Genomic DNA, 12,792 nt, shown 5'->3' on the forward strand with positions numbered 1-12,792 from the left:
AATCCCCTCGCCACAAGGAGATCCATCCGGGTTATTCGTACTGGCTGAGGAGCCGCTCCATCCGCGCCTCGAGGCGGCGTTTGATTTCGGTTTCGATGTGCGGCGCGAAGTCGTCGATCACGTCCTGCATGATCAATTGCGCGGCGGCGCGCAGTTCGCTGTCCAGGTGCAGCAAGACGTCCGGGCCTTTATCCACAGGTGCAACAGCAGGTGCCGGGGCCGGAGCGGGTGGTGGTTCGATGGCGGGCGGCGTGGCGTCGACGGCCTCGAACAGCATCGGAATCTGTTCCTGTTCACCGTCATCGACCGTGTCGGTCAGCAGTGGCGGTTGCAGGTTGTCATCGCCGAGCAACTGGCGGATCGATTCGAGATCGTCCAACAGGTGTGCAGGCTTTTGCAGCGGTTTTGGAGTGTCCATCGGCGTACTCAGAGTCGCTGTAAACGGTGATCTTGCAGAGGATAGCCCTGTTCGCGGTAGAAACGGAAACTCTCCCGTGCCGCCGCGCGAATCGCCGGATCTTCCACCACCACTTCCGCCACGCGGGCGAATTGGCTGGCGAAAGCCGGGACTTTCAGGTCGAGGTTGACCAGCAGATCCTGATGCTCGCCGCAGTCAGCGCCCAGTCCCAGCACGATCAAACCATCCGGCTCGCTCTCGGCAGGGCCGTGCGGCACGAACGTTTCGCCCTTGAACGCCCACAGGCGCGCATCGAGATCGCCACGCTGAGCAGCATCGCTGCAATGCAGGTAGATGCGGTGGCCCATGCGCCAGGCTTTCTCGGTGAGCTTGCAGGCAAAGTCCAGGCGAGCCGAAGGATCGGCGCTGGGCAGGATATAGAAGTCGACTTTGGTCATTGCGGTTCCCTGAGCCTTGAGCGGCGTCACCGCAAAGTGACGCCGCCCAGGTTCATCGGTTTCAGGCTTTGGCGCGGTCCAGCAGGTATTGGGTCAGCAGCGGAACCGGACGGCCGGTGGCGCCCTTGTCCTTGCCGCCGCTGGTCCACGCGGTGCCCGCGATGTCCAGGTGCGCCCAGTTGAGGTTCTTGGTGAAGCGCGACAGGAAGCACGCGGCGGTGATGGTGCCGGCCTTCGGCCCGCCAATGTTGGCGATGTCGGCGAACGGGCTGTCCAGTTGTTCCTGGTATTCGTCGAACAGCGGCAGTTGCCAGGCGCGGTCGTCAGCAGCCTTGCCAGCGCTGAGCAGTTGCTCGATCAGTTCGTCGTTATTGCCCAGCAGGCCGGAAGTGTGTGCACCGAGTGCAACCACACAGGCACCGGTCAGGGTGGCGATGTCGATCACTGCTTGTGGCTTGAAGCGCTCGGAGTAGGTCAGGGCGTCGCACAGCACCAGACGGCCTTCGGCGTCGGTGTTGAGGATTTCCACGGTCTGGCCGCTCATGGTGGTGACGATGTCGCCCGGACGCGAAGCATTGCCGCTCGGCATGTTTTCGGCGCAGGCGAGGATGCACACCAGGTTGATCGGCAGTTTCAGTTCGAGCACGGCACGCAGGGTACCGAACACGGAGGCCGCGCCACCCATGTCGTACTTCATTTCGTCCATGCCGGCGCCCGGCTTGAGGCTGATGCCGCCGGTGTCGAAGGTGATGCCTTTACCGACCAGCGCGTAAGGCTTCTCGGACTTCTTGCCTCCGTTGTATTGCATGACGATCAGGCGCGGCGGCTGGGCGCTGCCCTGGCCGACGGCGTAGAACGAGCCCATGCCCAGGGATTTGATCTTCTTCTCGTCGAGGACTTCGACTTTCAGATCCTTGAACTCTTTGCCGAGGTTCTTCGCTTGCTCGCCGAGGAACGTCGGGTGGCAGATGTTCGGCGGCAGGTTGCCCAGATTACGGGTGAAGGCCATGCCGTTGGCGATCGCGGTGGCATGGTTCACGGCGCGCTGCACTTCGGCCTGCGCAGCCTTGATGGTCAGCAGGGTGATTTTCTTCAGGGCGCGCGGTTCGGCTTTCTGGCTCTTGAACTGGTCGAAGGTGTATTCGCCGTCCACTAGGGTTTCCGCCAGCAGACGGATCTTGCCGTAGCTGTCGCGGTTCTTGACGATGATTTCATCCAGGGCCAGCACGGCATCGCTGCCACCCAGACCTTTCAGGGTGTTGAGGATGCCAGCCACGATTTTACGGAACGGACGGTCGCCCAGTTCTTCATCCTTGCCCGCGCCGACCAGCAGCACGCGCTCGGCTTTCAGGTTCGGCAGGCTGTGCAGCAGCAGGCTCTGACCGACCTTGCCGGCCAGATCGCCACGCTTGAGCACGGCGCTGATCGCGCCACCGCTCAGCTCGTCGACCTGTCTGGCGGCGACGCCGAGTTTGCGGCCTTCGCCGACGGCAACCACCAGGGTGGCGGTTTTCAACGTTTCTGGGCTAACGCTTTTTACAACCAGTTCCATGTCCGGATCCCTGAATGAATGGTCAACACACAGGCGTTCGACGGTGTCCGCAGTCGCCTGCTTATAGATAGAAGAGGCGCAGGTCTGTGCCTGCGACGAAGGCGGCAGTTTGAACCTCGCTCACCGCGCCTGACAACCCTCGGTTGTGCGATCTTCAACGGAATCTACGCTTGGGTGAGTGTGCGCAGTGACAGGCGCCCTCAATCACAGGATAATGCCGCATCTTTTTTCGACGGCTCTGCCTTGCGGGTCGCTCGAAACGTTTGCTTGTTTGGCCGCCTTAGCCTGACAACCCTGGAGTGTCTGGTTTGATCGTCTTCCGTTATCTGTCCCGTGAAGTAATGTTGACCCTGAGCGCCGTCAGCGCCGTGCTGCTGGTCATCATCATGAGCGGTCGCTTCATCAAATACCTTGCCCAGGCCGCTGCGGGCCAACTCGATCCGGGATCGCTGTTCCTGATCATGGGTTACCGTCTGCCGGGTTTCATGCAACTGATCCTGCCGTTGGGTCTGTTTCTCGGGATCCTGCTGGCTTACGGCCGGTTGTACCTCGAAAGCGAAATGACCGTGCTCTCGGCCACCGGCATGAGTCAGCAGCGTCTGCTGCGCATGACCCTGTTCCCGGCGACGCTGGTGGCACTGGTGGTGGCGTGGCTGAGCCTGAGTCTGGCCCCGCAGGGCGCCAACCAGTTCCAGCTGCTGCTGAACAAGCAGGACGCCCTGACCGAATTCGATACCCTCGAACCTGGCCGTTTCCAGGCGTTGCGAGACGGCACTCGGGTGACCTACACCGAAAGCCTGACCGACGATCGCGTCAACCTCGGTGGCGTGTTCATCTCGCAGAAAAACCTCGGCTCCGATCAGAAGGACCGCGGGATTTCCGTGCTGGTGGCCGAAAAAGGCCGCCAGGAAGTTCACTCGGACGGCAACCGCTATCTGATCCTGCACAACGGCTATCGCTATGACGGCAGCCCGGGTCAGGCCGATTACCGCGCGATCAAATACGACACCTACGGCGTATTGCTGCCAAAACCTGATGCCAGTGACGAAGTCACCGACCGTGACGCGATCCCGACTTCGACCCTGCTGGGCGCCGACGACGAGCGTTCCAAGGCCGAACTGCAATGGCGGATTTCCCTGCCGTTGCTGGTGTTCATCGTGACCCTGATGGCGGTGCCGCTGTCGCGGGTCAATCCGCGTCAGGGCCGTTTCCTGAAGCTGCTGCCGGCGATTCTTCTTTATATGGCTTACCTGACCATCCTGATTGCCGCCCGCGGCGCCCTCGAAAAAGGCAAGATCCCGCCGGCCCTTGGCCTGTGGTGGGTGCACGGGATCTTCCTGGTCATCGGTCTCGGCCTGCTGTACTGGGAGCCGATGCGTCTGAAGCTGGCCAGCCGTCGCAGCGCTGCGCTGGAGGTGGCCCGTGGTTAAACTCGACCGCTACATCGGCAGCAGCGTATTCGTGGCGATCATCGCCGTGCTGGCGATCATTCTGGGTCTGGCGACCCTGTTTGCCTTCATCGACGAGATGAGCGACGTCAGCGATACCTACACGCTGACCGATGTGCTGAGCTTCGTCCTGCTCACCGCGCCGCGTCGCCTGTACGAAATGCTGCCGATGGCCGCGCTGATCGGCTGTCTGATCGGCCTCGGCAGTCTGGCCAGCAGCAGCGAACTGACGGTCATGCGTGCCGCGGGTGTGTCCATCGGGCGCATCGTCTGGGCCGTCATGAAGCCGATGCTGGTGCTGATGCTGGCCGGCGTACTTATCGGCGAATACGTGGCGCCGGCCACCGAAAGCATGGCCCAGGCCAATCGCTCGCTGGCGCAAGGCAGCGGCGACGCGCAGAGCGCCAAGCACGGCATGTGGCACCGTCAGGGTGAGGAATTCATCCATATCAACGCCGTGCAACCCGACGGCCTGTTGTATGGGGTGACCCGCTATCACTTCGACAAAGAGCGCCACCTGCTCAGCTCCAGCTTCGCCAAGCGTGCGGAGTTCGACGGCAAGCGCTGGCTGCTCAGCGACGTGACCACCACGGTGTTCCACGAGCGCAGCACCGAAGTGGTGAACGCGCCGAGCGAGGAGTGGGACGTGTCGCTGAGCCCGCAACTGCTCAATACGGTGGTGATGGCGCCTGAGTCGCTGTCGATTTCCGGTCTGTGGGGCTATATCCACTATCTGGCGGATCAAGGCCTGAGCAATGGCCGCTATTGGCTGGCATTTTGGGTCAAGGTGTTGCAGCCGCTGGTCACCGCCGCGCTGGTGCTGATGGCGATCTCCTTCATCTTCGGTCCGTTGCGCTCGGTCACCCTCGGTCAGCGAGTGTTCACCGGTGTGCTGGTGGGCTTCACCTTCCGCATCGTCCAGGATCTGCTTGGCCCTTCGAGCCTGGTGTTCGGTTTCTCGCCGCTGTTCGCGGTGCTGGTGCCAGCCACGGTCTGTGCGCTGGCGGGTGTGTGGTTGCTGCGACGGGCCGGCTGATGGCCGCGTTGTTGCCAACGCTTTAACCGCGAAAACGCCTCGGTCGACAGATCGGGGCGTTTTCGTATGCAATCGGGGTGACAGGCGAACGTGACGCTTGCGCCGTGTATCAGGTACAATTCCCGGCTATTTTTCGGCGGGCCAAGCCTGCAGCCTTTTTGAGTGTTGATCCGTGAGTGATTTGAGTCATATCCGCAATTTCTCCATCATCGCCCACATTGACCATGGCAAGTCGACGCTGGCTGACCGTTTCATCCAGATGTGCGGTGGCCTGGCCGAGCGTGAAATGGAAGCCCAGGTACTGGATTCCATGGATCTGGAGCGCGAACGCGGGATCACCATCAAGGCCCACAGCGTTACCCTCTATTACAAAGCCAAAGATGGCGTCACCTACCAGCTGAACTTCATTGACACCCCGGGCCACGTCGACTTCACCTACGAAGTCAGCCGTTCCCTGGCCGCGTGTGAAGGGGCGTTGCTGGTGGTCGATGCCGGTCAGGGTGTTGAAGCCCAGTCCGTGGCCAACTGCTACACCGCCATCGAGCAAGGCCTCGAGGTCATGCCGGTGCTGAACAAGATCGACCTGCCACAGGCCGAGCCGGACCGCGTCAAGGACGAGATCGAGAAGATCATCGGCATCGACGCCACCGACGCCGTCACCTGCAGCGCCAAGACCGGCCTGGGTGTCGACGAAGTGCTCGAGCGTCTGGTCGCGACCATTCCTGCGCCGACCGGCAACATCGAAGATCCGCTGCAAGCGCTGATCATCGACTCCTGGTTCGACAACTACCTGGGCGTTGTCTCCCTGGTGCGCGTGCGTCATGGCCGCGTGAAGAAGGGCGACAAGATCCTGGTGAAATCCACCGGCAAGATCCACCTGGTCGACAGCGTTGGTGTATTCAATCCGAAGCACACTGCTACCGCTGACCTCAAGGCTGGCGAAGTGGGCTTCATCATCGCCAGCATCAAGGACATTCACGGTGCACCGGTCGGTGACACCCTGACCCTGAGCTCGACTCCAGATGTACCGGTACTGCCCGGCTTCAAACGCATCCAGCCACAGGTTTACGCCGGTCTGTTCCCGGTCAGCTCCGACGACTTCGAGGACTTCCGCGAAGCGCTGCAGAAACTGACCCTGAACGACTCGTCGCTGCAGTACACCCCGGAAAGCTCCGACGCACTGGGCTTCGGCTTCCGTTGCGGGTTCCTCGGCATGCTGCACATGGAGATCATCCAGGAGCGCCTCGAGCGCGAATACGACCTGGATCTGATCACCACCGCGCCAACGGTAATTTTCGAGCTGGTGCTGAAAACCGGTGAAACGATTTACGTCGACAACCCGTCCAAACTTCCGGATGTGTCGGCCATCGAAGACATGCGCGAGCCAATCGTGCGCGCCAACATCCTGGTTCCGCAGGAACACCTGGGCAACGTCATCACCCTGTGCATCGAGAAACGCGGCGTACAGGTCGACATGCTGTTCCTCGGCAATCAGGTCCAGGTGACCTACGACCTGCCGATGAACGAAGTGGTCCTGGACTTCTTCGACCGTCTCAAATCCACCAGCCGCGGCTATGCTTCGCTGGATTACCATTTCGATCGTTACCAATCGGCTAATCTGGTGAAACTGGACGTGCTGATCAACGGTGACAAGGTCGACGCCCTGGCGTTGATCGTGCACCGTGACAATTCGCACTTCAAAGGTCGCCAGTTGACCGAGAAGATGAAAGAACTGATTCCTCGTCAGATGTTCGACGTGGCGATCCAGGCGGCCATTGGCGGTCAGATCGTTGCCCGGACCACCGTCAAGGCACTCAGAAAGAACGTATTGGCCAAATGCTACGGCGGTGACGTAAGCCGTAAGAAAAAGCTGCTTGAAAAGCAAAAGGCCGGTAAGAAACGCATGAAGCAGGTCGGCAACGTGGAAATTCCACAAGAAGCCTTCCTTGCCGTGCTCAGGTTGGAATAGTCAGGTCCTATGTCACTAAATTTCCCGCTGTTGCTGGTCATCGCCGTGTTGGTCTGCGGCCTGTTGGCGTTGCTCGATCTGCTGTTCCTGGCGCCGCGTCGGCGTGCTGCCATTGCCTCTTATCAAGGCAGTGTCAGCCAGCCCGAGCCCGTGGTGGTCGAGAAGCTGAACAAAGAGCCGTTGCTGGTTGAATACGGCAAGTCGTTCTTTCCGGTGCTGTTCATCGTGCTGGTGCTGCGTTCGTTCCTGGTGGAACCGTTCCAGATCCCGTCCGGCTCGATGAAACCGACCCTGGACGTGGGCGACTTCATTCTGGTGAACAAGTTTTCTTACGGGATCCGCCTGCCGGTGATCGACAAGAAAATCATCGAAGTCGGTGATCCGCAGCGTGGCGATGTGATGGTGTTCCGCTACCCGAGCGACCCGAACGTCAACTACATCAAGCGTGTAGTCGGTCTGCCGGGCGATACGGTGCGTTACACCGCCGACAAGCGTCTGTTGGTCAATGGCGAGTCGATTGCCGAGCAACTGGTCGGCTCCGAGCCGGGCACGCTGGGTAGCGCGGAACTCTACAAGGAAAAACTCGGCGCTGCCGAGCACCTGATCCGCAAGGAAATGAGCCGCTACCGCGCTACGCCGGACCATACCTGGACCGTGCCGGCCGGGCACTACTTCATGATGGGCGACAACCGCGACAACTCCAACGACAGTCGCTACTGGGATGACCCGAACATTCCCAAGGATCTGCTGGGCATGGTTCCCGACCAGAATATCGTCGGCAAAGCCTTCGCTGTCTGGATGAGCTGGCCGGAACCGAAACTCAGCCACCTGCCGAATTTCTCGCGGGTTGGCCTGATCAAGTAATCAATCACGGCGCTGTTGACCACAGCGCCGAATGCATTTCTGGAGTCGACACAAATCGGCACCAGGGCATGAAGCCACGATATTCAGGACGTCATTTTTGAACACAGCGTTAATTGTCCCAGGCCTGCGCCGTACCCCGGCGATGGCAGTGGAATCCAGCCACGAACTCAGCGTGGGTAAACCGTGAGCGTTTCTCTAAGCCGTCTCGAGCGCCAGCTCGGTTACACCTTCAAGGATCAGGAGCTGATGCTGCTGGCCCTCACGCACCGCAGCTTTGCCGGGCGTAACAACGAACGCCTGGAATTCCTCGGCGATGCCATCCTCAACTTCGTCGCTGGCGAGGCGCTGTTCGATCGCTTCCCGCTGGCCCGCGAAGGCCAGTTGTCGCGTTTGCGCGCACGTTTGGTGAAGGGTGAGACACTGGCGGTGCTGGCCCGTGGTTTCGACTTGGGCGACTACCTGCGTCTGGGCTCGGGCGAACTGAAAAGCGGTGGCTTCCGTCGCGAATCGATTCTGGCCGATGCCCTCGAAGCGCTGATCGGTGCGATCTACCTCGATGCCGGCATGGACGTCGCTCGCGAGCGCGTACTGGCCTGGCTGGCCGGTGAGTTCGAAGGCCTGACGCTGGTCGACACCAACAAGGATCCCAAGACCCGTCTGCAGGAACATCTGCAATCGCGCGGTTGCGAACTGCCACGCTACGAAGTGGTGGATATCCAGGGTGAGCCGCACTGCCGTACCTTCTTCGTCGAGTGCGAAGTGGTCTTATTGAATGAAAAAAGCCGAGGTCAGGGTGTGAGCCGTCGTATTGCCGAACAGGTAGCGGCCGCCGCAGCACTGATTGCCCTGGGCGTGGAGAATGGCAATGACTGATACAAACGCAACTCGCTGTGGCTACGTTGCCATCGTCGGCCGTCCCAACGTCGGCAAATCGACGTTGCTGAACCACATCCTCGGCCAGAAGCTCGCGATCACCTCGCGCAAGCCGCAGACCACCCGTCACAACATGCTCGGGATCAAGACCGAGGGTGACGTGCAGGCGATCTACGTCGACACCCCCGGCATGCACAAGGGTGGCGAAAAGGCCCTGAACCGCTACATGAACAAAACCGCTTCGGCAGCATTGAAAGACGTCGACGTGGTGATCTTCGTGGTTGATCGCACCAAGTGGACCGAAGAGGACCAGATGGTGCTGGAGCGCGTGCAGTACGTGACCGGCCCGCTGATCGTCGCACTGAACAAGACCGACCGCATCGAAGACAAGGCCGAGCTGATGCCGCACCTGTCGTGGTTGCAGGAACAGCTGCCGAACGCACAGATCATCCCGATTTCCGCGCAACACGGGCACAACCTCGACGCGCTGGAAAAGGTCATCGCCGATCACCTGCCGGAGAACGATCACTTCTTCCCGGAAGACCAGATCACCGACCGCAGCAGCCGTTTCCTCGCCGCTGAACTGGTGCGCGAGAAAATCATGCGCCAGATGGGCGCCGAGCTGCCGTACCAGATCACCGTCGAGATCGAAGAGTTCAAGCAGCAGGGCAAGACCCTGCACATCCACGCGCTGATCCTCGTCGAGCGTGACGGGCAGAAGAAGATCATCATTGGTGACAAGGGCGAGCGCATCAAACGCATCGGCACCGAAGCGCGCAAGGACATGGAGCTGCTGTTCGACTCCAAGATCATGCTCAACCTGTGGGTCAAGGTGAAGGGCGGCTGGTCCGACGACGAGCGTGCTTTGCGTTCGCTGGGTTACGGCGACCTGTAAGCAGCGGTTTTCCGAGACACCGGAGAACCCCCTGTGGGAGCGGGCTTGCTCGCGAATGCGCAGTGTCAGTCGACCTATGCTTTGACTGATTCAGCGCTTTCGCGAGCAAGCCCGCTCCCACAGTAGTTTTGGGTTGTGAGTAAAACCGCGTTTCTTCATCGAGAACTCCATGTCGCAAACCCCACCTCCCGCCCAACTCGCCTACGTCCTGCATTCGCGCGCCTACCGCGAAACCAGCGCGCTGGTCGACTTCCTCACGCCGCAAGGGCGGCTGCGGGCGGTGTTGCGCAGTGCGCGGGGCAAGGCCGGGACACTGGCGCGGCCGTTCGTGCCGCTGGAAGTCGAGTTTCGTGGCAAGGGTGAACTGAAGAATGTCGGGCGCATGGAAAGTGCCGGCAATGCGACCTGGATGGTCGGTGAGGCGCTGTTCAGTGGCCTCTATCTCAATGAGCTGCTGATCCGCCTGCTGCCTGCCGAAGACCCGCACCCGGCGGTGTTCGACCATTACGCTGCAACACTGCTGGCCCTGGCCGAGGGTCGCCCGTTGGAGCCGCTACTGCGTTCTTTCGAATGGCGCCTGTTGGACGATCTCGGTTACGGCTTCTCCCTGAATACCGATATCCACAGCGAACCGGTCGCGCCGGACGGTCTGTATCGTCTGCAAGTGGACGCCGGACTTGAGCGGGTGTTTCTGTTGCAGCCGGGCTTGTTCAACGGCACCGAGCTGCTGGCCATGGCCGAAGCCGACTGGACCGCGCCCGGCGCACTGTCGGCGGCCAAGCGGCTGATGCGTCAGGCACTGGCCGTGCACTTGGGCGGTCGCCCCCTCGTCAGCCGCGAGCTATTTCGCAAGCCCTGATATGCTGTGCGCCGAATCTTTCCCTTCAGGAGCGCATCCGTGACCACCAGCAATCGCATTCTTCTTGGCGTGAACATCGACCACGTCGCCACCCTGCGTCAGGCCCGTGGCACACGCTACCCGGATCCGGTCAAGGCAGCGCTGGACGCGGAAGAGGCGGGCGCCGATGGCATCACCGTGCACCTGCGCGAAGACCGCCGGCACATTCAGGAGCGCGACGTGCTGCTGCTCAAGGATGTGCTGCAGACCCGCATGAATTTCGAAATGGGCGTCACCGAAGAAATGATGGCGTTCGCCGAACGCATCCGTCCGGCGCACATTTGCCTGGTCCCGGAAACCCGTCAGGAGCTGACCACTGAAGGCGGTCTGGATGTAGCGGGGCAGGAAGAACGCATCAGGGCAGCGGTCGAGCGCCTGTCGAAGATCGGCAGCGAGGTGTCGCTGTTCATCGATGCTGACGAGCGCCAGATCGCTGCGTCGAAGCGCGTCGGTGCGCCGGCCATCGAACTGCACACCGGGCGTTACGCCGATGCCGAAACCCCGACTGAAGTTGCTGAAGAATTGAAGCGTGTGGCCGACGGCGTAGCGTTTGGTCTGGCGCAGGGCCTGATCGTCAACGCCGGGCATGGCCTGCATTATCACAACGTCGAAGCCGTGGCGGCGATCAAAGGCATCAACGAATTGAACATCGGCCATGCGCTGGTGGCGCATGCGTTGTTCGTGGGCTTCAAGTCGGCAGTGTCCGAGATGAAAGCGCTGATTCTGGCTGCCGCCAAGCCCTAAGCAACACCCCAGAACCCAATGTGGGAGCGGGCTTGCTCGCGAAGGCGGTGTATCAGTCAAAGAATATGTCGACTGACACACCGCCTTCGCGAGCAAGCCCGCTCCCACATTGGATTTATGCTGTTGGTTAGAGCGGGGCAGGCTCTTGAGCCGGTTTTGACTTGTCGATACCGGGCACATGCAGATTGCCCTCGGCCACCTGATCGCCTTCAAGCTGCGGCTGGGTCACCCAGGTCAGGATGTCGTAGTAGCGACGGATGTTCGCCACGAAATGCACCGGCTCGCCGCCCCGGGCGTAGCCGTAGCGGGTCTTGCTGTACCACTGTTTCTGCGACAGGCGCGGCAGCATCTTCTTCACGTCCAGCCACTTGTCCGGGTTCAGGCCTTCGCGGGACGCCAGTTTGCGTGCGTCATCGAGGTGACCGCTGCCGACGTTGTACGCCGCCAGGGCAAACCAGGTGCGATCCGGCTCCTGAATCGATTCGTCGAGCTGATCCTTCATGTAGGCCAGGTACTTGGCGCCGCCCATGATGCTTTGCTTGGGATCGAGACGGTTCGACACGCCCATCGCCTGAGCGGTGTTCTGGGTCAGCATCATCAAACCGCGCACGCCGGTTTTCGAAGTGACTGCCGGTTGCCACAGCGATTCCTGATAACCGATGGCCGCCAGCAGGCGCCAGTCGACTTTCTCTTTCTTGGCGTAGGTTTTGAAGTGCTGTTCGTATTTGGGCAGGCGCTGCTGCAAGTGCTGGGCGAAGGTGGTGGCGCCCATGTAGCCGAGGACATCGACATGGCCGTAATAGCGGTCTTTCAGGCGCTGCAGGGTGCCGTTCTTCTGCACCTTGTCGAGGTAGGCGTTGATCTCGTTGAGCAGGCTGTTGTCTTCGCCGGCGGCCACCGCCCAACTCTGGCTGCGCGCATCGCCGAGGTCGAAGGCCACGCGGATGTTGGTGAAGTACACCTGGTTCATCGCCACTTCGTTGGAGTCGACCAGCGTCAGGTCGATCTGGCCTTCATCGACCATGCGCAGCAGGTCGACCACCTCAACGGCGTCGGACTCTTCGTATTCGATGCCTGGAAATTTCTTTTTCAGCTCCGCCAGTTGTTCGGCGTGGGTGCTGCCCTTGAGCACCATGATCTTCTTGCCGACCAGATCGCCTGGGTCGGTAGGGCGCGACTGGCCGTTGCGGTAGATGATCTGCGGGGTGACTTCGAGGTAGGAGTGGGAAAAGCGCACCTGCTTCTTGCGATCCTCGCTGCTGACCAGACCTGCCGCCGCCAGCACCGGGCCGTTCGGCTTGCCGATCTGATTGAACAGGTCATCGAGGTTGTCGGCGGTCTCGATCTTCAGTTCAACCCCCAAATCGTCGGCGAAGCGCTTCACCAGCTCGTATTCGAAGCCGGTTTCACCGCTGCGATCCTGAAAGTAGGTGGCGGGGCTGTTACGGGTAATCACCCGCAGCACACCATCCTCCTTTACGCGCTCGAGTGTGTTGGGTTTATCAACACAGCCACCGAGCATCAGGAAGAGTCCGGTTGCGATCAGCCATTTGGCGTACCGCGGACGCAAAGCCGTTGGGAAAAACATCTGCGCAGTATACGCAAACGGCTGCGGGCGCCATATCTCGACAGTGAGCGGCTTGTCTGCTAGAGATCAC

The 12,792-nt window shown here is 60.8% G+C and carries 12 protein-coding genes; 8 read left to right on the forward strand and 4 right to left on the reverse strand.

All coding sequences use genetic code 11. The features are described from left to right. Window positions 1-31: 31 nt before the first annotated feature. From KCG87_RS23060 to KCG87_RS23070, 3 genes are all read right to left on the reverse strand, one after another. Window positions 32-418 (reverse strand): DNA polymerase III subunit chi, encoded by a 387-nt coding sequence (locus KCG87_RS23060; protein WP_210558942.1) that lies wholly within the window; start codon window positions 416-418, stop codon window positions 32-34. Between the two features lie 8 nt (window positions 419-426). Further along, window positions 427-855 (reverse strand): DNA polymerase III subunit chi, encoded by a 429-nt coding sequence (locus KCG87_RS23065; RefSeq protein ID WP_210558943.1) that lies wholly within the window; start codon window positions 853-855, stop codon window positions 427-429. A gap of 61 nt (window positions 856-916) precedes the next feature. After that, complete coding sequence (locus KCG87_RS23070; RefSeq protein WP_210558944.1) at window positions 917-2,407, reverse strand: leucyl aminopeptidase; 1,491 nt, start codon at window positions 2,405-2,407, stop codon at window positions 917-919. Window positions 2,408-2,715: 308 nt separating this feature from the next. Between KCG87_RS23070 and lptF the strand changes: the two genes are divergently transcribed. From lptF to pdxJ, 8 genes are all read left to right on the forward strand, one after another. Further along, the gene (gene lptF, locus KCG87_RS23075; RefSeq protein WP_098967341.1) at window positions 2,716-3,837 is read left to right on the forward strand and encodes an LPS export ABC transporter permease LptF; all 1,122 of its coding nucleotides are present in this window, start codon (window positions 2,716-2,718) and stop codon (window positions 3,835-3,837) included. Continuing rightward, on the forward strand, window positions 3,830-4,891 hold the full coding sequence (lptG, locus tag KCG87_RS23080; protein WP_007965162.1) for an LPS export ABC transporter permease LptG: 1,062 nt from the start codon (window positions 3,830-3,832) through the stop codon (window positions 4,889-4,891). The genes lptF and lptG overlap by 8 nt, the downstream gene beginning before the upstream one ends. A gap of 172 nt (window positions 4,892-5,063) precedes the next feature. Next, window positions 5,064-6,860 (forward strand): translation elongation factor 4, encoded by a 1,797-nt coding sequence (gene lepA, locus KCG87_RS23085; protein WP_003221926.1) that lies wholly within the window; start codon window positions 5,064-5,066, stop codon window positions 6,858-6,860. 9 nt (window positions 6,861-6,869) lie between these two features. Next, the gene (lepB, locus tag KCG87_RS23090; RefSeq protein WP_096795193.1) at window positions 6,870-7,724 is read left to right on the forward strand and encodes a signal peptidase I; all 855 of its coding nucleotides are present in this window, start codon (window positions 6,870-6,872) and stop codon (window positions 7,722-7,724) included. Between the two features lie 183 nt (window positions 7,725-7,907). Next, the gene (rnc, locus tag KCG87_RS23095) at window positions 7,908-8,597 is read left to right on the forward strand and encodes a ribonuclease III (RefSeq protein ID WP_024011703.1); all 690 of its coding nucleotides are present in this window, start codon (window positions 7,908-7,910) and stop codon (window positions 8,595-8,597) included. Then, window positions 8,590-9,492: a GTPase Era gene (era, locus tag KCG87_RS23100; RefSeq protein ID WP_003221935.1), complete on the forward strand. Its 903-nt coding sequence runs from the start codon at window positions 8,590-8,592 to the stop codon at window positions 9,490-9,492. Before rnc ends, era begins: the two co-directional genes overlap by 8 nt. Window positions 9,493-9,661: 169 nt before the next feature. Further along, a complete protein-coding gene (gene recO / locus KCG87_RS23105; RefSeq protein WP_007965159.1) occupies window positions 9,662-10,351 on the forward strand; it encodes a DNA repair protein RecO in 690 nt (229 codons plus the stop codon). A 39-nt stretch (window positions 10,352-10,390) separates the two neighbouring features. Further along, entirely contained in the window at window positions 10,391-11,134 is a 744-nt protein-coding gene (gene pdxJ / locus KCG87_RS23110) for a pyridoxine 5'-phosphate synthase (RefSeq protein ID WP_122595029.1), read from the forward strand. A gap of 127 nt (window positions 11,135-11,261) precedes the next feature. Here pdxJ and mltF read toward each other — a convergent pair whose 3' ends face one another. Then, entirely contained in the window at window positions 11,262-12,722 is a 1,461-nt protein-coding gene (gene mltF / locus KCG87_RS23115; RefSeq protein ID WP_097086355.1) for a membrane-bound lytic murein transglycosylase MltF, read from the reverse strand. Between the last annotated feature and the right edge of the window lie 70 nt (window positions 12,723-12,792).

The sequence above is a fragment of the Pseudomonas sp. MWU347 genome (genome assembly GCF_017947305.1).
Lineage (GTDB): Bacteria > Pseudomonadota > Gammaproteobacteria > Pseudomonadales > Pseudomonadaceae > Aquipseudomonas > Aquipseudomonas putida_A.

What these genes read in the sequence shown, in the direction of transcription:
- KCG87_RS23060 (WP_210558942.1), bottom strand. Translation starts at nt 418, where the DNA reads ATGGACACTCCAAAACCGCTGCAAAAGCCTGCACACCTGTTGGACGAT.
- KCG87_RS23065 (WP_210558943.1), bottom strand. Translation starts at nt 855, where the DNA reads ATGACCAAAGTCGACTTCTATATCCTGCCCAGCGCCGATCCTTCGGCT.
- KCG87_RS23070 (WP_210558944.1), bottom strand. Translation starts at nt 2,407, where the DNA reads ATGGAACTGGTTGTAAAAAGCGTTAGCCCAGAAACGTTGAAAACCGCC.
- lepB (WP_096795193.1), top strand. Translation starts at nt 6,870, where the DNA reads ATGTCACTAAATTTCCCGCTGTTGCTGGTCATCGCCGTGTTGGTCTGC.
- era (WP_003221935.1), top strand. Translation starts at nt 8,590, where the DNA reads ATGACTGATACAAACGCAACTCGCTGTGGCTACGTTGCCATCGTCGGC.
- recO (WP_007965159.1), top strand. Translation starts at nt 9,662, where the DNA reads ATGTCGCAAACCCCACCTCCCGCCCAACTCGCCTACGTCCTGCATTCG.
- mltF (WP_097086355.1), bottom strand. Translation starts at nt 12,722, where the DNA reads ATGTTTTTCCCAACGGCTTTGCGTCCGCGGTACGCCAAATGGCTGATC.